Origin of the sequence: Herbaspirillum lusitanum (assembly GCF_026127345.1) — a bacterium.
GTDB lineage: Bacteria > Pseudomonadota > Gammaproteobacteria > Burkholderiales > Burkholderiaceae_D > Herbaspirillum > Herbaspirillum lusitanum.
The window spans coordinates 142,825-159,880 of sequence record NZ_QXFG01000014.1 but is presented as its reverse complement, the minus strand read 5'-3'; the positions used below and the strand labels follow the sequence as shown (position 1 = coordinate 159,880).

The window sequence follows — 17,056 nt, the reverse complement described above, 5'->3', positions numbered from 1 at the left end:
TTGCACAGTTGCAGCAATTGGCACAATGAAATGAAAACGGCGCGAAGTGATTCGCGCCGTTTTCATTTGTGCCTTCCTTGTCCTCAGCGCAGATAACTGCGCAAGGTATCGCCCTCGTAATCCAGCCGGAATTGTCCGCGCCGTTGCAGCTCCGGCACCACCAGATCGACGAAGTCGTCGAAGCCTTCCGGCAGGTGCGCCGGCGTGATCACGAAGCCGTCCGCCCCTTGCTGCGCGACGATGTGTTCCATCCAGTCGGCAATGTCTGCAGCGGTGCCCGCCACTTGCGGCACCAGTACGCCGCTGGCGTACAGCCTGCCGATATCGGCCAGCGTGAGGCGGCCTTCGCTCGACAATTCCTTCACCAGTCCGAACAGGCCCTGCATGCCGGCCACCTGGATGTCGTCGATCGGCGCGTCCAGCGCATGCGCCGAAAAATCCACGTTCATGTGGCTCGACAAGGTCGACAGGCCGACGATGGGATCGACCATCGCATTGTGCCGCGTGCGTTTGTCTTCCGCCTCGGCTTTACTCTTGCCGACGAAGGGCATGAGCGCGGTCAGCACCTTGATGTCGGCAGGCTTGCGGCTGAATTTTTCAGTGCGGCTTTTCAGGTCCTGGTAGAAGCGCTGCATGCGTGCAAGGTCGGGCTGGATGCCGAACACCACTTCCGCCCAGCGCGCCGCAAAATCCTGGCCGCGATGCGACGAGCCGGCCTGGATGATGACCGGACCGCCCTGCGGCGAGGCCGGGATGTTGAGCGGGCCGCGCACGTTGAAATGCGTACCGCGATGATCGATCGCATGGACATGATCGGGATCGGCGTAGCGTCCGCTGCCGGCTTCCAGCAGCAGCGCTTGCGCATCCCAGCTGTTCCATAACTTGTGCGTGACCTCGAGAAATTCATCGGCACGGTCGTAGCGCTCGTCATGGCCCAGGGTTTCACGCAGGCCGAAGTTGTCGGCCTCGCCCTGGTTCACCGAGGTCACCACGTTCCACGCCGCGCGTCCCGCCGACAAATGATCGAGCGTGGAAAATTCGCGCGCCAGGCTGTACGGTTGCGAGTAGGTAGTCGAGCGTGTGGCGCCGAGTCCGATGCGCGACGTCACCGCCGCGATCGCACCCAGCACCGGCAGCGGATCCATGCGTGTCGCATCCTGGTCGCCATGCGCCACGCCATAGCGATGGCTGCCGCCGAAGCGCGTCGACACCGCCAGCCGGTCGGCGAAGAACAGCAGGTCGAACTTGCCGCGTTCCAGCGTCTGCGCAATGCGCTTGTAGTAATCCAGCGTCAGGAATCCGCCCGGCGTGCTGCGCGGATGGCGCCACAGAACCTGGCTGTGGGCCGCATTGCCGGCGATCAGGAAGGCCGCGAGATGTATGGTCATCGCAGGCGCTTACAACAAGGCTTCGCCGTAAACCTTGTCCTTGACCTGCACCTGATTCTTGATCAGGCCGAGCTTGTAGAAGGCTTCGACGATTTGCTGTTGCTCCTGGATGATGCCGGCGTTGATCGGCACCGTGGTGTAGTCGCGGCGCTCGGTCGCCAGGCGCAGCACCTTGGGATCGACGCCCAGCTGCGGCGCCAGCAGGTCGGCGGTTTCCTGCGGGTGGGCCTGAGTCCAGTTGTTGGTCTTTTTCAGCTCGGCGAACAGGATGCGGATGATGTTCTTGTTCTGGTCTGCGAACTTCGGCGTGGCCAGGTGGAAGGTGCGGTTGTTCGACAAGCCGGTACCGTCGCGCAGGATGCGCGGACGCGTCGAGATTTCCTGACCGGCCAGGAACGGATCCCACAAGCCGGCCGCGTCGACGTTGCCCGACTGGAAAGTCGCACGCACGTCGGCGGCGTTGGACAGATACACCGGCACGATGTCGTTATAGCTCAGACCAACTTCTTCGAGCGCGCGCACCAGCAGGTATTGCACGTTCCAGCCGCGCCCCAGCGCGACCTTCTTGCCCTTCAGTTCCTTGATCGAGCGGATCGGCGAATCCTGCGCGACGAAGATGCCGATGCCCTTCGGATATGGTTGCTCGGCGGCGAGATACACCGCGTTGACGCCCGAGGCGTTGGCGAACACCGACGGCGTGTCGGCCGCGTGGCCGAAGTCGATGGCGTCGGCGTTGAGCGCCTCGGTCAGTTGCGGCCCCGCCGCGAACTCGAACCACTTCACCTTCCAGCCCAGCGGCGCCAGCGCCTTTTCCAGGTTGCCTGTGCCCTTGAGGATATTGAGCGTGTTGAACTTCTGGTAGCCGATGCGCAGCGTGCGCTCTTCGGCGGCGTTGCTCCAGCCGGCCGCGCCGACCAATGCGGCCGCCGCGGCGCCTTGCAATACCAGACGGCGTTTGTTCGATGTTGTGGATGTATTCGATCTTGTTGTCATGTCCTGCCCCGGAAAATTATCAAGGGACCAAGACTAAACAAAGCGACGTTTTAGCAGAACGAATGCTTTCGATGATGCTTACGCGATTTCTGAATATATCGGTGCGGCTGCAGCGGCAGAAACATCAGAAACGTCGGAATCACGCGCCGCCCAGCAGGTCGTGGGCATTGAGGATGGCGAAGGCGATGTCGGGATTGCTTTCCAGGCATTTGCGGATTGCAGCCGGCACTGCCTGGCGGGTTTTCTTGCACAGGCCGGGACGTTCTTCCAGCAGGATCAGGAAACCGCGCACGGTGCGCACTTCGCGCGGGCTCGGGGCGATGCGCAAGACCACGCCGAGTTGTTTGTAGAGCAGTCCGGCGACGTGTTGCAAATCGTCGTAGCTTGAAACGCGCCCGATGCGTTCGAGCAGCCTGCGCTCCTGCTCCTGGGTCAGCGTCAGTATGCGCACGTCGGTGTCGGGGTCGGCCGCCGCGCTGTCGAGCAGGCTCTCGCGATCGCATACACAGGCGCCCGGCGGGCACTCCTTGCGTAACGAATGGACGGGGATACCGGAAAGCGACTGCAGCATGCCAACTCCTGCGTGAAAGTCATTCAACGACAACGGCTAGTATAGCGGCTAGTGTGTGGGGGCGCGCGGGCGGTATACTGCGCACCTGGCGACGCGCATCCGGCGTGTCCGCCGCATCGTTACGAAAGCCATCATGAGCACCTTGCCACCCTGTCCCCAATGCCAGTCCGAATTCACCTACGAAGACGGCGCCCTGTACATCTGTCCCGAATGCGCCCATGAGTGGTCGGCCCAGCCCGCCGAAGCGGTAGAAGAAAGCGGCAAGGTATGGCGCGACGCCGCCGGCAACATCCTGCAGGACGGCGACACCGTCACCGTGATCAAGGATCTCAAGCTCAAGGGCGGTGGCGGTGTGGTCAAGATCGGCACCAAGGTCAAGAACATCCGCCTGGTCGACGGCGACCACGACATCGATTGCAAGATCGACGGCTTCGGCCAGATGGGCCTGAAGACCGAGTTCGTCAAAAAAGTCTGAAGCGCACAGAGCGAGGAACGACTGCATGTCCGGGAAATTGAAACTGGGTTTGATGGGCTACGGCTTTGCCGGCGCCACCTTCCATGCGCCGGTCATCGCCCGTAGCGGGCGCACCGAACTCGGCGTGATCGCTACTTCGCAGGCAGAGCGCGCCCGCGCCGACTATCCGGATGCCGGGATCGTCTCGGACTTCGACGCATTGATCGCGCAACACGACATTGCCTGCATCGTCATCGCCACGCCCAACGACACCCATTTCGGGTTGGCGCGTCGCGCGCTGGAAGCGGGCAAGCATGTCGTGGTCGACAAGCCGGTCACCTTGTCCGGCGACGATGCGCAAACACTGGCGCGACTGGCGGAGCAACGCGGCCTGCTGTTCGCACCGTTTCACAATCGCCGCTGGGACGGCGACTTCATGACGCTGCGGGCGCTGATCGCCGACGGCGCGCTTGGCCGCGTGACGCACTTCGAATCGCACTTCGACCGCTTCCGTCCGGTCATTCCAAAACGCTGGCGCGAAGAAGCGGCGCACGGCGGCGGCCTGCTGTTCGATCTCGGCCCGCATCTGATCGACCAGGCGCTGGCCTTGTTCGGCGCACCGCAGTCGCTGTCGGCCACCGTGCGGCGCCAGCGCGACAATGCCCAGGTGCCGGACTACGTCCATCTGCAATTGCATTACGCCGACAAGGAAGTGGTGCTGCACGCCAGCGCGCTCAGCGCCTTGCCGCCGTCGCGCTTTACCGTACACGGCACGCGCGGCGGTTACCTGAGCAACGGCCTCGACGTACAGGAAGATCAACTGAAAGCAGGCTTGCGTCCCGGCGACGCCGGCTTCGGCAAGAATCCTCCGGGATGGTTGAGGCAAGTTGACGGGGACGACGATCGTCAAGGCGAGCACGCCACGCTGGACGGCGACTACGCCGGCTTCTACCGGGCGCTGGCCGACACGCTGCTGGACGGCAAGACTTTTCCGGTGCCGGCGCAAGATGCGGTCGATGTCATGACCATCATCGACCTGGCGCTGCGCAGCGATGCCGAAGGCGTACGCCTGCCGTTCACGCCCTTGATTTGACATTCCGCCCCCCTTGCAAGGCACACCGTTGCCGCGTTGCCGGCAGCGCGGCGCGCGACACCCGGATCGGACTATGCCGAGCGTGAAGTCGAGGTGCAGGTTGAACGCTGAGCGCTGAACGGACCGTTTTGCATGCTGCTGCGCAGCAGTGTTGCTTTCGTCCAAACTTGTGTTTGCCATCACGAAAAAACGAGGTAATCTGCATCAGAGCCCGGACCAGAACCGTGCCAGGGAAACATAAACACAACGACAGTACGCGGGGACGCAGCCATCATGAAACAACTTTCCAGCATGCGGATTTCGAGCCGCCTGATTTTCGGTTTTGCCATCGTTCTCATCCTGGCGACCATTTCCACTTCGATAGGACTGATCAACGCCAGGCGCAATGCAGAAGCCACCCGCGCCATGATGGAATTGCCGCTGGCCAAGGAAAGGCTGGTCGCCGACTGGTTCGTGCTGACGTATTCGGCGATCGTGCGTACTTCGATGATCGCGCGCAGTTCTGACGCCAATCTGGCAGATACCTTCAAGGACGCGATCGCCGCCAGCGTCGTGTCCGGCAGCGGCATCATCAAGAAGATCGAACCGCGCCTGAGTTCGGAGGACGAGAAGGCCCTGTTCAAGGAAATCATTGCCGCGCGCAACAAATACCAGGCTGCCAAGGAACTTGTGATGAATACGCGCAAGACCGGCGACGGCGCCGCCGCCGAGAAAGCCTACAAGGACGTGTTCGAGCCTGCATCCAAGGCCTATGCGGACAAGGTCAATGCGCTGCTGGCGATGCAACGCAAAGCCATCGACCAGATGGCCGTCGACATCGACCGCTCCAGCACGCACGGCATGCAACTGATGATGACGCTGGGCGTGCTGCTGGTGCTCATCAGCGTGGTCGCGGTGCTGATCATTTCGCGCAGCATCACGACGCCGTTGAAGCGCGCTCTGGAGGTCGCCAAGATGGTGGCTGCAGGCGACCTCACCGCCAGCATCGAGAAACACGGCAAGGATGAAATCGCGGAACTGATGCAGGCGCTCGACGAGATGAATACCGGCCTGCGCAAGATCGTCTCGGAAGTGCAGGTCGGCACCGATTCGATTTCCACCGCCGCCAATGAAATCGCCTCCGGCAATTTCGACCTGTCGTCGCGCACCGAACAGCAAGCCGGCTCGCTGGAAGAAACCGCCGCCTCGATCGAGCAGCTCACCTCCACCGTCAAGCAGAACGCCGAGAACGCGCGCCAGGCCAATCAACTGGCGCAGAACGCTTCAGACGTCGCGGTCAAGGGCAGCGGCGTGGTGTCGCAAGTGGTCGATACGATGGGCGCGATCAACGCGTCGTCGAACAAGATCGTCGACATCATCAGCGTCATCGACGGCATCGCCTTCCAGACCAACATCCTGGCGTTGAATGCCGCCGTGGAAGCGGCGCGCGCCGGCGAACAGGGTCGCGGCTTCGCGGTGGTGGCGTCGGAAGTGCGCAGCCTGGCGCAACGCTCGGCGGCCGCCGCCAAGGAAATCAAGGCCCTCATCGGCGACTCGGTCGACAAGGTCGGCTCCGGCAGCAAGCTGGTGGAGCAGGCCGGCGCGACCATGAGCGAGATGGTCGAAAGCGTCAAGCGCGTCACCGCCATCATGGGCGAAATCGCCACCGCCAGCCAGGAACAAAGCCAGGGCATTGAACAGATCAACCAGGCCGTCACCGAAATGGACAACACCACGCAGCAGAACGCCGCGCTGGTGGAGCAAGCCTCGGCGACGTCGGAACTGTTGCAGACGCAAGCCGGCAAGCTGGCGGAAGCAGGGCGGCACTTCAAACTGTAAACCGGCGGCAGAAAATCAAAAGGGCGCCCGATGCAAGTCGGGCGCCCTTTTGTTTGGTGCGGTCATGACCGCACGTGCATGCTGCATTCAGTAGTACATGAGCAGCACATCAGAAAGTTTCCCAGTCGTCGGCGTTGTCCTTGATCGGCGCCTGCCGTGGTTGCGGCGGCGCGATGGTGCGTGTCTTTACCGGCATGGCCTCGCGCGACGATGATTTTGCCGCAGCGATGACCGGACGCTGCGGCGTGATATTCCTCATCGGTGCTGCCGCCTTCGGCGCGGTCGCGGTCTGCGTATTGAGCTGAGTATTGGTCTGAATACTAGTCTGAGTACTGACCCGAGTACTGACCTGATCGTTATCGAGTTTGAACACGCTCACAACTTGCGCCAACTTCGCCGCCTGGTCCTGCAGCGAACCGGCGGCAGCCGCCGCTTCTTCCACCAGTGCGGCATTCTGTTGCGTGACCTGGTCCATCTGCGTGATGGCGTGGTTGACTTCGCCGATGCCGGTGCTTTGTTCCTGTGTGGCGGCGCTGATCTCGGCGACGATGTCGCTCACGCGCTTGACGCTGCTGACCACGTCAGCCATGGTCTTGCCGGCCTGCTCCACCAGACGCGTGCCCGAGCCGACCTTGTCGACCGAGTCGCCGATGAGCAATTTGATTTCCTTGGCGGCCGAGGCCGAGCGTTGCGCCAGGCTGCGCACTTCCGACGCCACCACCGCGAAGCCGCGACCCTGTTCGCCGGCACGCGCCGCTTCCACGGCGGCATTCAACGCCAGGATGTTGGTCTGGAAAGCGATGCCGTCGATGACGCTGATGATGTCGACGATGCGACGCGAGGATTCGTTGATCGCGCCCATGGTGTCGACCACCTGGCCGACCACGGCGCCGCCTTCGACGGCGACGTTGGAGGCGGTCAGCGCCAGTTGATTCGCCTCGCGCGCGTTGTCGGCGTTCTGCTTCACGGTCGACGCCAGTTGCTCGATGGCCGAGGCGGTTTCTTCCAGCGAGCCGGCTTGCTGTTCGGTGCGCGACGACAGGTCGAGATTGCCGGTGGCGATTTCGGCCGAGGCGGTGGCGATGGTATCGGCGCCGCTGCGGACCTCGCGCACGGTCTTGAGCAGGTTCTGCGACATGTCGTGCAGGCCTTGCAGCAACTGACCGATTTCATCCTTGCGGTCCACCACCACGTGCGTGCTGAGGTCGCCCGCCGCGACTGCGGAAGTGGCCTGCACGGCGCGACGCAGCGGTCGCGTGATGCCGTCGGACAGACGCCAGGACGCAATGATGCCAACCAGCAGCGCCAGCACACCTACCGCGATCAGGATCGTGCGACCCGAACGGTACTGTTCGTCGACGATCGCCGCATTGCGGTTGATGACCTCGCGCTGGTACGTTGCGATGGCATTCACGCGGGCGGAGTATTCCTTCATCGCCGGCAGCAGTTCGGTTTCAAGCGCCGCCAGCGCAGCGGCTTCATCGCCGCCTTCCTTGATCTTGATGATCTTGTTGCGCAGGTCGTTGTAGACCTTGCGCTGCACCAGCAGGGAGTCGAACAGTTTGCGTCCTTCAGCCGACTTGATCAGTTCGTCGAGCTGCTTCTGGACCGCGCTGGTGCGATCGACCGTGCCGGCCATCTGGTCCTTGAAAAACTTCTGATGGTCGGCGTTGTTGCTCTTGATGACCGCAATCGTACGCACGCCGTTGGCATCGATGTTGGCGGCCCATTCGGACGCCAGCCGCTCTTTCTGCAAGTCCAGCGCGATCATGCTGGCGGTGCGGTTGCCGATGTCCTGCAGTCGCCATACGCCGATGATCGTCATCAGCACCAGCAGCGACAACACCAATGCAAAACCCAGGCCCAGGCGCGAGCCGATGCGCATGTTTTTCATTTGATTTTCTTTCGTCTCAATATTGTTTTTTGTACAACCTGCGCATGGGGGAGAGCAGGATCAGCATTGCATGGTAGTCCGTCGGAGCGGCCGGCGATCCGAGGAAAAGGCTGGGAAATGGTATTCAGTTACGGCCCTTTGCGTGTGCTTCCGACAGCGTCGCATTGCAGCAAAGTTGTCGGCCTGATCACGCAGGATCAGGCTCGATCAGGTCACGGCGCGATGTTCCGGCAGATCATCGGCCGCACCTGGCGGATCGCTCAACGCCACGCGATTGCGGCCAAGCGCCTTGGCTTGATACAAGGCCACGTCCGCCAGCCGCAGCAGCGTGTCGGTGCTCATGTTCTCGTCCACTTGCACGGCGATGACGCCGATGCTGCAGGTGACGCAACCGAAGGGCGACTCCTCGTGCGGGATCTGCAACGCGGCAACGGCATTGCGGATGTTTTCGGCGAATTGCACGACGTTGGCGGCATCGCTTTCGGCCACGATCACGGCGAATTCCTCGCCGCCGTAGCGCGCCGCCAGGTCGGTGGCGCGACGCGAACTGGCGCGCATGACACGTGCAATGGTGCGCAGGCAATCGTCGCCCGCCAGGTGGCCGTAGCGGTCGTTGTAATTCTTGAAATAATCGACGTCGAGCATCATCAGCGCCAGCGGTTTCTGCGAGCGCACCGCACGTCGCAACTCACCGCTCAGCGCTTCGTCGAAACGGCGCCGGTTGGCGATGCCGGTCAGGCTGTCGGTAGCGCTCAGGGCTTCCAGCTGACGGTTGGCCTGCTCCAGTTCGCGCGTGCGTTCGGCCACCAGTTCTTCCAGCCGCTCATTGTGCTGATGGACCTTGCTGGCCATGTCGTTGAAGCGCTGCGACAATTCCGTGATTTCATCCTTGCCTTCGTAATCCATGCGGATCAGATAGTTGCCGGTGCGGGTCGCCTTCATCACGCCAACCAGCTGCTTGAGCGGTAGCGAAATGCTGCGTGCGATGATGAAGGACAGCACCAGCGCCAGGATGAAACACAGCACGCCGATGAGGATGATCTTGTTGCGGATCGAGCGGACTTCGGCGTTGAGCGCATTGAGCGGCGTGACGTTGACGACCATCCAGCTGGTGCGCGGCACCGGCGCGAAAGCGGCGAGCTGCTCCCTGTTATCGCCGTCGCGGTAAGACACGAAATTGCCGCTGTTTTCCGCTACGCTGCGCGCGATCGCGGCGACCAGGCCTGATTCCGGGGCGTTATCGTTGGCCGCATTGGCCGCATTGGCCGCATTGGCGCTCACGATGACGTGGCCGTCGCGGGCGTCGATCACCAGCATGCGCGAACCATACCCGAGATTGACCGATTCGAAGATGCGCGAGAAGTGCAGCGGCCGCAAGCCGACGAACAGCGTGCCGGCGACGCGATTGTTGCCCTTGAACAGGATGTCGCGCAGCATCACCACGCTCTTCTGTCCGGCGGCGGTGCTGTAACTATCCCAGTACGGCCGGCCTTTCATGTCGGGCGCATCTTCGGCGAAGCGCGCCACGCCATCGCCGAGCTGGGCGAATACCTGCGGATCCATGATGCGATGGCGGCGATCGAGTACGTATTTCTGATTGACGTATTCGAAGGAGCCGTAGTTCTCCAGCAGCAGGCGGATGATGTCGGCATGGCCGGCGGCGCGTTCGGAAGGCGTCTTGCTGTAGTAGGCCGCCAGCGCATTCTGCATGCGTTCGGACATCGCCAGTTCTTCGCTCGAGGATTCGATTTTCTCGATTTGCTGGAGCATGTTCTGCGCCACCTGCTTGACCACTTCGCCTGCGAAGATGCGGACTTTTTCCTGCGAGGCATTGCTCGACTCGCGATACGCCACGATGCCGGCGATCAGCAGCGGCAGCATCGACACCAGCAAAAACGAATTGATCAACCGGTAGCGGATCTCGATCCGGCGCAACAGCTTGAGCGACAGCAGGTCGAGCATCTTCTTCATGCGACGATGTCCTTGCTGTGTTGGTCCGGAGCGGGAGCGAGCAGGCGGATCATGGCTTATTTGTTCTCCGTGCGCGCTTCATGGCGGATCGATCTGTCGAGCGTCAAGGCAGCCTGGCGCGGCGAAATCTTGCCGAACAGGACCTGTTGCAGCAGCGGATGCAGCAAGTCGATGGTGTTGGTCGGCAGATAGGAATAATAGGGCGGCGCCGTCAGCGGCGCCTGCGTCACCTGCCGGACGTAGTCGCCGATCTGTGGGTCGCTCACCACCTTGCCGCTGACCTGCTTCAGTGGCGGGATGTTCTGGCGCTTGTTCTGCTGGATCGCAAAGCCTGCGCCATAAATGAACTCGAGGAACTGCAGCGCAGCCTTCCTGTTGCGCGTATCGCATACGGCGAAGCCGGTCTCGCTGCCGACCACCGGCACCACGGTTTTGCCGCGCGCATTCCAGGGCGGCACGAACACGCCGGTGCTGAAATCCTTGCCGTGCATCAGCGCACCGGACGACCACGTCCCCTGAAACGCCATCGCCGCCTTGCCGTCGGCGAACAGTTGGATACCCTCGTCGTAGCTGGTGTTCATATAGCCTCGTTGCAGGTAACCCTTGTCGGCGATCAGCTTCATGCGGCCGAAGATATCGACGGCGTCGCCATTGCGGAGGTCGAGGCTGCCGGCGGCGATGCGTTGCTTCCAGTCGTGCGGATGGCGCGCCGTCACGCTGTTGGCGAAGCCGAAACTGAACGGTCCGTTGGCCAAGGTATTGGGGAAGGCGCCGGTCCAGACCATCGGCGTGAAGCCGGCTTTTTTGAGCGCGGCGCAGGCGGCCAGGAATTCTTCGAAATTGGTCGGCGGCGCCGCGATGCCGGCGCGCTTGAACATCTCCTTGTTGTAGTAGATCAGCGTCGCCGCGACGCCGCCGGAAATGCCGAAGCGCTTGCCGTGCCGGTTGGTCCAGTCGGGCTTGAGCGACTCCAGCATGTTGTTCCACGCCACGGTCTCGCCGAGGTCGGTCAATACGCCCTGTTCAGCGAGCTCGGCGCTGTAGGCGTTGGGATTGACCGATACCAGATCGGGCAGGTTATGGGTGGCGACTTTGGGTTTGAGGTTTTCTTCGACTGAATTGCCGATCATGAATTGCACGTCGACGCTGATGTCCGGATGAGCGCGATGGAACGCGTCGGCGATGCGATGCATTTCGTCGGGCCAGTCGGGTGCCCACACCAGAGCGGTAATTTGCGTTCGCACAAGTGGCGCCTGATCGGCGGCATCGTTGCCGGCATCCTGTCCGCACGCTGCCAGCAGGCACAACAGGAAAGCGGTAAGCAACCGCGAGACAGGGGAAGCGGCCCGCGCTGCGATTTCTTTTATTCTTCCCTTACCCATGAATCTTCCTGAATGCTTCCCCAAAAAGTGACGACCAGAACATTCCGGGTAGTATGGAAATGCCGACAAATCTATAAATTCTTGGCGGCATTTCATCAAATTATTGTTTGCAATCAGTGTGCCACCTTTTTGTTAAATTGCTGATCGAATGTTGATTGACCATCAAAAAAATCCCAGAAACGGCAACCGCCGGTCCCGGCAAGGTCGCGGTACAACAGTTCAGGAAGTGCGTGGTCGTTGCTTCTGCTGCATTGCCGTATCGCAACCGTCGGCTGAAGAGATGCCCGCCAACCGGTATAATGCGACATGCGCGTTTTCCTGCGCGCCACGCTTCCCCTCTCACGCGCTCATCGTTTCCTGCTTTGTCTTATGTATGCTGCAATAAGCCGTAGTTAAGCCATAAAACGCGGTCTTAACTCAGCCCTGCGTAAGCTGCAAGCCGGACACGGTTTTTTGTACTCTCCTCATGCAAACAGATTCTTCGCCTTTTCAGGGCAAACGTCTTCCCGGTTGGTTGATCCTCATGGCCGCGCTGACGGCGATGGGCGCCTTGTCGATCGACATGTACCTGCCCAGTTTTTCCTTCATCGCCAAAGACCTCGGCGTGGCCAGCAACACCATCCAGCTGACGCTGTCGACTTTCCTGATCGGGCTGGCGCTCGGGCAGATGTTCTACGGACCGATCAGCGACCGCTTCGGCCGCAAGCCGCCTTTGTATTTCGGCATCTGCCTGTATGTGGTGTCCTCGATCGGCTGTACCTTTGCTCCCAATCTTGAAACGCTGCTGGTGCTGCGTTTCTTCCAGGGCCTGGGCGGCAGTTCCGGCATGGTGATCCCGCGCGCCGTGGTGCGCGACAAGATGGGCGCCGACGGCGCGGCGCGCGCGTTCTCGATGCTGATGCTGGTGTTCGGCCTGGCGCCTATCCTGGCGCCTTTCATCGGCGGATTGCTGCTGACTTTTTCGACCTGGCGCGCGATCTTCGCGACGTTGACGGTGTTCGGCGTCATCTGCCTGATCTTTACCCACCGCGTGATGGAAGAGACGCGCGACCAGGCGCATGTGGTGCCGCTGCATCTCGGGCGTGTGCTGCGTCAATACCTCGGCCTGTTGCGCCATCGGCAATTCATGGCGTATGTCTTGTGCGGCGGCCTGATCCAGGCTGGGCTGTTCGCCTATATTTCCGGCGGCCCGTTCGTGCTGATCGAACTGCATGGCATCAAGCCGCAGAATTTCGGCTTCGTGTTCGGCGCCAACGCCATCGGCCTGATCGCCTGTTCGCAGATCAACGCGCGCCTGGTCATCAAGCGCAGCGCCGACCGCGTGCTCGGCAAGATCATCTGGATCCCGGCCATCCTGACCACCATCGTGGCGGTGCTGGTCGCCTGTGGTTATGAAAGCCTGCCGCTGTTGCTGATCGGCTTCTTCGGTTTCCTGTCATGTCACGGTTTCGTCGGTCCCAACGCCTCGGCCATCGCACTCGCACAACAAGGCAAGCAAGCCGGCACCGCGGCCGCGCTGATGGGCACGCTGCAGTTCGGCATCGGCATGCTGTCGGGGGTGATCATGGGCGTGTGGCACGACGGCACCGCCTTGCCCCTGACGACTCTGATGGCGGTGTGCGGCATTGCCGCGCTGCTGTTGTATCGCTACGTTGCGCGCCATACGATGCAGGCGCCGCGTCCAGCCTGATTCTTCTCTTCTCCCGTTTCCACCGGTGACGATGCAAGTTGACTGATCGTCACTGGGCGCTGAAAACTGCGCCCGGTCGTGCAGAGGCCGTGCTCTCATTTTCGGTTTCAGAGATGTGCACGCTTAACGCACATTTTCACCGCACGCGCCTGCATGAAATTCGTGCAGCGGTTTGTTTCAGCGCATTGTTCAGGCCAACGCCCGCGCCTGAAAACCTACCCGCAATCTCCTCCGCAATCACCGCCGCCGCTGCGTAATCGTCGTTTTGGCGAACAGGTGGCATGTCAATTGCTATATCGCCTCTTGCGGTCTGACCAGTCAGACCAAAAAGGGGAAACCGATGAGCATGCCCAATATCGCGGCACAAACTTTGCAGCGCCAAATCCTGTCCGGGACATACAAGACCGGACAAATGCTGCCGGGCCAGCGCGATCTCGCCGAGTCGCTCGGCATCAGCCGCGCGTCGCTGCGCGAAGCGCTGTCGATGCTGGAAGCGCTCGGCTTCATCCGCGCCATGCCCGGCAAAGGCACGCTGGTCACCTCGGGCCGCAGCAGTGCAGCCAGTACGCCTGCACGCAGCGGAGCGGCGCTGCCTTCATCGGCGGAGCTGCAATCAACCTTCCAGCTGCGCTACGTGTTCGAACCGGCCGCCGCCGCGCTGGCCGCGCGCGTCATCAATGCCCACACCACGCCGCGCCTGTGGGGCGTGCAGGCCCGTTTTGAAGACGCGCTGAAAAACGTCGACCTGGTCAGCGCCTCGCAGGCCGATCTCGAATTCCACCAACTGATCGCGGAGCTGTCCGGCAACGGCGGGCTGATGCAAGTGGTGCGCGATTTTGAAACGCGCATCAGCCACAGCCAGCGCTTGCCGTTTGCCGATCACTCGCGCATCTGGGAAACCGCCGAAGAACATCGCGCCATCGCCGCCGCCATTTCCGCCGGCGACGCCGAAGGCGCCCGCGACGCCATGCAACGGCATTTGCTGCACACCGCCGCGCGCGCCGGCATCGAGTTTCTCCAACCCTGATCAACTGATTTTCTTCACCGACCTCAAGCCCGTAAGCATCACCCTTCGCCGTCCTCAACAACAAAAGGAAGCATCGACATGAAACTGACCAAACCAAGCGCAATCACTCTGGCCTGTACGCTGGCTTTCGGCTTGCTCACCTCGGTCGGCGTGCACGCTGAAAAAGTGCTGCGCATCGCCATGACCGCAGGCGACATTCCGCGCACCCTGGGCCAGCCCGACCAGGGCTTCGAAGGCAATCGTTTCACCGGCATTCCGATGTACGACAGCCTGACGCAATGGGATCTGTCCAAGGCCGACAAGGCCAGCGAAGTGATTCCCGACCTGGCCGTGTCGTGGGCGGTCGACGCCAAGGACAAGACCAAATGGATCTTCAAGCTGCGCCCCGGCGTCAAGTTCCATGACGGCTCCGCCTTCAACGCCGACGCGGTGGTGTGGAACGTCGCCAAGGTGCTCGACAAGGACGCGCCCAACTTCGATCCCAGCCAGGTCGGCGTGACCGCATCGCGCATGCCGACGCTGCGCACTGCCAAGAAGATCGATGACCTCACCGTTGAGCTGACCACCTCCGAGCCGGACTCTTTCCTGCCGATCAACCTGACCAACCTGTTCATGGCCTCGCCGCTGCAGTGGGCCAAGAAGCTGGCCGCCGTGCCGGGTTCTGTGAGCGACAAGGCCGAGCGCGCCAAGCAAGCCTGGGCTGCATTTGCCGCCGATGCCTCCGGTACCGGTCCGTTCAAGATGACCAAGTTCGTGCCGCGCGAGCGTCTCGAACTGGCCAGGAATCTGGAATACTGGGACGCCAAACGCCGCCCGCAAATCGACAAGGTGGTGATGCTGCCGCTGCCGGAAGCCAACTCGCGCACCGCCGCCTTGCTGTCCGGCCAGGTCGACTGGATCGAAGCGCCGGCGCCGGATGCGCTCGACACCATCAAGGCGCGCGGCTTCAAGGTTTACTCCAATCCGCAACCGCACGTGTGGCCGTGGCAACTGTCCTTCGCGCCCGGTTCACCATGGCTGGACAAGCGCGTGCGCTACGCCGCCAACCTCTGCGTGAATCGTCCGGCCATGAAGCAATTGCTGGGCGGCCTCATGGGCGAAGCCACTGGTACCGTCGAGCCGGGCCATCCATGGCGCGGCAACCCGAGCTTCCACATCAAGTACGACCCGGACGGCGCGCGCAAGCTGATGACCGAGGCCGGTTATTCGGCCGCCAAGCCGCTCAAGGTGAAGGTGCAGATTTCGGCCTCCGGTTCCGGCCAGATGCAGCCGTTGCCGATGAATGAATTCATGCAGCAAAACCTGAAGGCCTGCTTCATCGACGTGCAGTTCGACGTGATCGAGTGGAACACGTTGTACACCAACTGGCGCATCGGCGCCAAGGATCCGAGCGCGCACGGTTCGGACGCGGTCAACATCAGCTTCGCGGCGATGGATCCGTTCTTCGCGATGGTGCGCTTCGTCAGCAGCAAGGCGGCGCCGCCGGTGTCGAACAACTGGGGCTTCTACAGCAACCCTGAAGTCGACGCCATCATCGCCAAGGCGCGCACCACTTTCGACGCCAGGCAGCGCGATGCCTTGCTGGCCCAGTTGCACGCCAAGATCGTCGACGAAGCGCCGTTCGTCTGGGTGGCGCACGACACCGGTCCGCGCGCCATCTCGGCCAAGGTCAAGGGCGTGGTGCAGCCGCAAAGCTGGTTCATCGACATCGCCACAATGACGATGGATTAAATCGGCATCGATGCATTGACGTTGTGAACATTGCTGCCGGTATTGCGAGGGTAATGCCGGCGGCAAGAATGACTTACTGAAGATACCCATGATTTCCTATCTGATCCGCCGCGTACTGTATGCCATGCCCATCATGCTGGGTGTCGCGTTCCTGTGCTTCATGCTGGTCCACATCGCACCGGGCGATCCGCTGGTGGCGATCCTGCCGCCGGATGCGTCCGTCGATCTGCAGAAGCAACTGATGGAGCTCTACGGTTTCAATCGCAGCTATCCCGAACAATTTTTCAGCTGGGTCTGGCGTGCCATGCACGGCGACCTCGGCAGCTCCATCGCCACCGGACGACCGGTCGCGCAAGAAGTCTTCAAGGCGGTCGGCAACACCTTCATGATCGCCGCACTGGCGACGCTGATCGGTTTCTTCTTCGGCTCGCTGTTCGGCTTTGTCGCCGGCTATTTCCGCAACTCCTGGGTCGACAAGATCGCCTCCTTCATTTCCGTGGTCGGCGTCAGCGTGCCGCATTACTGGCTCGGCATGGTGCTGGTCATCATCTTCTCGTCGCAGCTGATGTGGCTGCCGGCCACTGGCGCCGGGCCGGACGGATCGGCTGCCTGGATCTGGGACTTCGAGCACGTCAAATACCTGATCATGCCGGCGGTGACGATGTCCTTCATCCCGATGGGCATCATCGCGCGCACCGTGCGCGCGCTGGTGGCCGACATCCTGTCGCAGGAATTCGTGATCGGCCTCAAGGCGCGCGGCCTCGGCGAGTTCGGCGTGTTCCGCCACGTGGTCAAGAACTGCGCGCCGACCGCGATGGCGGTGATGGGCCTGCAGCTCGGCTATCTGCTGGGCGGCTCGATCCTGATCGAGACGGTGTTCTCCTGGCCCGGCACCGGCTTCCTGCTGAACCAGGCGATCTTCCAGCGCGACCTGCCGCTGCTGCAAGGCACGATCCTGGTGCTGGCCTTGTTCTTCGTGTCGCTGAATCTGTTGGTCGACATCCTGCAAACCGTGTTCGATCCACGCATAGAAAGGGCATGATC

At 61.9% G+C, this 17,056-nt stretch carries 14 protein-coding genes; 7 read left to right on the top strand and 7 right to left on the bottom strand.

The features are described 5' to 3' along the window. Window positions 1-83: 83 nt before the first annotated feature. The 3 genes from DXT88_RS20220 to DXT88_RS20210 form a co-directional block, all read right to left on the bottom strand. Window positions 84-1,388, bottom strand: coding sequence for an LLM class flavin-dependent oxidoreductase (locus tag DXT88_RS20220; protein WP_265215776.1), 1,305 nt, complete (start codon window positions 1,386-1,388; stop codon window positions 84-86). Window positions 1,389-1,397: 9 nt separating this feature from the next. Next, window positions 1,398-2,381, bottom strand: coding sequence for a sulfonate ABC transporter substrate-binding protein (locus DXT88_RS20215; RefSeq protein WP_265215775.1), 984 nt, complete (start codon window positions 2,379-2,381; stop codon window positions 1,398-1,400). A gap of 139 nt (window positions 2,382-2,520) precedes the next feature. Then, complete coding sequence (locus DXT88_RS20210) at window positions 2,521-2,952, bottom strand: hypothetical protein (RefSeq protein WP_265215774.1); 432 nt, start codon at window positions 2,950-2,952, stop codon at window positions 2,521-2,523. 133 nt (window positions 2,953-3,085) lie between these two features. On the opposite strand from DXT88_RS20210, the gene DXT88_RS20205 reads away from it, so the two are divergent. From DXT88_RS20205 to DXT88_RS20195, 3 genes are all read left to right on the top strand, one after another. Further along, window positions 3,086-3,427, top strand: a complete 342-nt coding sequence (locus DXT88_RS20205; protein ID WP_265215773.1) for a zinc ribbon domain-containing protein YjdM — start codon at window positions 3,086-3,088, stop codon at window positions 3,425-3,427. A gap of 25 nt (window positions 3,428-3,452) precedes the next feature. Next, complete coding sequence (locus DXT88_RS20200; RefSeq protein WP_265215772.1) at window positions 3,453-4,499, top strand: oxidoreductase; 1,047 nt, start codon at window positions 3,453-3,455, stop codon at window positions 4,497-4,499. A 273-nt stretch (window positions 4,500-4,772) separates the two neighbouring features. After that, window positions 4,773-6,317, top strand: a complete 1,545-nt coding sequence (locus DXT88_RS20195; RefSeq protein WP_265215771.1) for a methyl-accepting chemotaxis protein — start codon at window positions 4,773-4,775, stop codon at window positions 6,315-6,317. Between the two features lie 109 nt (window positions 6,318-6,426). On the opposite strand, the gene DXT88_RS20190 is transcribed toward DXT88_RS20195, so the two are convergent. The 4 genes from DXT88_RS20190 to DXT88_RS20175 all read right to left on the bottom strand — a co-directional run bounded on the left by DXT88_RS20190 (window position 6,427) and on the right by DXT88_RS20175 (window position 11,872). Beyond that, window positions 6,427-8,211 (bottom strand): methyl-accepting chemotaxis protein, encoded by a 1,785-nt coding sequence (locus tag DXT88_RS20190; RefSeq protein WP_265215770.1) that lies wholly within the window; start codon window positions 8,209-8,211, stop codon window positions 6,427-6,429. 207 nt (window positions 8,212-8,418) lie between these two features. Beyond that, window positions 8,419-10,182, bottom strand: a complete 1,764-nt coding sequence (locus DXT88_RS20185; RefSeq protein ID WP_265215769.1) for a diguanylate cyclase — start codon at window positions 10,180-10,182, stop codon at window positions 8,419-8,421. Window positions 10,183-10,238: 56 nt separating this feature from the next. Then, window positions 10,239-11,426 carry an extracellular solute-binding protein gene (locus DXT88_RS20180; RefSeq protein ID WP_265215768.1) on the bottom strand — a complete coding sequence of 396 codons (1,188 nt, stop codon included), beginning with the start codon at window positions 11,424-11,426 and terminating at the stop codon, window positions 10,239-10,241. Window positions 11,427-11,677: 251 nt separating this feature from the next. Continuing rightward, the gene (locus DXT88_RS20175; protein ID WP_265215767.1) at window positions 11,678-11,872 is read right to left on the bottom strand and encodes a hypothetical protein; all 195 of its coding nucleotides are present in this window, start codon (window positions 11,870-11,872) and stop codon (window positions 11,678-11,680) included. 158 nt (window positions 11,873-12,030) lie between these two features. Between DXT88_RS20175 and DXT88_RS20170 the strand changes: the two genes are divergently transcribed. The 4 genes from DXT88_RS20170 to DXT88_RS20155 all read left to right on the top strand — a co-directional run bounded on the left by DXT88_RS20170 (window position 12,031) and on the right by DXT88_RS20155 (window position 17,054). Then, window positions 12,031-13,254 carry a Bcr/CflA family multidrug efflux MFS transporter gene (locus DXT88_RS20170; protein ID WP_265215766.1) on the top strand — a complete coding sequence of 408 codons (1,224 nt, stop codon included), beginning with the start codon at window positions 12,031-12,033 and terminating at the stop codon, window positions 13,252-13,254. Between the two features lie 340 nt (window positions 13,255-13,594). Continuing rightward, complete coding sequence (locus DXT88_RS20165) at window positions 13,595-14,281, top strand: FadR/GntR family transcriptional regulator (RefSeq protein WP_265215765.1); 687 nt, start codon at window positions 13,595-13,597, stop codon at window positions 14,279-14,281. A gap of 78 nt (window positions 14,282-14,359) precedes the next feature. Next, the gene (locus DXT88_RS20160; protein ID WP_265215764.1) at window positions 14,360-16,012 is read left to right on the top strand and encodes an ABC transporter substrate-binding protein; all 1,653 of its coding nucleotides are present in this window, start codon (window positions 14,360-14,362) and stop codon (window positions 16,010-16,012) included. Window positions 16,013-16,100: 88 nt separating this feature from the next. Continuing rightward, entirely contained in the window at window positions 16,101-17,054 is a 954-nt protein-coding gene (locus DXT88_RS20155; protein ID WP_265215763.1) for an ABC transporter permease, read from the top strand. Window positions 17,055-17,056: the final 2 nt, after the last annotated feature.

Excerpts from the sequence above, each read along its gene's own strand:
- DXT88_RS20195 (WP_265215771.1), top strand. The coding sequence starts at position 4,773 with ATGAAACAACTTTCCAGCATGCGGATTTCGAGCCGCCTGATTTTCGGT.
- DXT88_RS20170 (WP_265215766.1), top strand. The coding sequence starts at position 12,031 with ATGCAAACAGATTCTTCGCCTTTTCAGGGCAAACGTCTTCCCGGTTGG.
- DXT88_RS20205 (WP_265215773.1), top strand. The coding sequence starts at position 3,086 with ATGAGCACCTTGCCACCCTGTCCCCAATGCCAGTCCGAATTCACCTAC.
- DXT88_RS20220 (WP_265215776.1), bottom strand. The coding sequence starts at position 1,388 with ATGACCATACATCTCGCGGCCTTCCTGATCGCCGGCAATGCGGCCCAC.
- DXT88_RS20160 (WP_265215764.1), top strand. The coding sequence starts at position 14,360 with ATGAAACTGACCAAACCAAGCGCAATCACTCTGGCCTGTACGCTGGCT.
- DXT88_RS20155 (WP_265215763.1), top strand. The coding sequence starts at position 16,101 with ATGATTTCCTATCTGATCCGCCGCGTACTGTATGCCATGCCCATCATG.
- DXT88_RS20215 (WP_265215775.1), bottom strand. The coding sequence starts at position 2,381 with ATGACAACAAGATCGAATACATCCACAACATCGAACAAACGCCGTCTG.
- DXT88_RS20210 (WP_265215774.1), bottom strand. The coding sequence starts at position 2,952 with ATGCTGCAGTCGCTTTCCGGTATCCCCGTCCATTCGTTACGCAAGGAG.
- DXT88_RS20165 (WP_265215765.1), top strand. The coding sequence starts at position 13,595 with ATGAGCATGCCCAATATCGCGGCACAAACTTTGCAGCGCCAAATCCTG.
- DXT88_RS20185 (WP_265215769.1), bottom strand. The coding sequence starts at position 10,182 with ATGAAGAAGATGCTCGACCTGCTGTCGCTCAAGCTGTTGCGCCGGATC.
- DXT88_RS20175 (WP_265215767.1), bottom strand. The coding sequence starts at position 11,872 with ATGTCGCATTATACCGGTTGGCGGGCATCTCTTCAGCCGACGGTTGCG.
- DXT88_RS20200 (WP_265215772.1), top strand. The coding sequence starts at position 3,453 with ATGTCCGGGAAATTGAAACTGGGTTTGATGGGCTACGGCTTTGCCGGC.
- DXT88_RS20190 (WP_265215770.1), bottom strand. The coding sequence starts at position 8,211 with ATGAAAAACATGCGCATCGGCTCGCGCCTGGGCCTGGGTTTTGCATTG.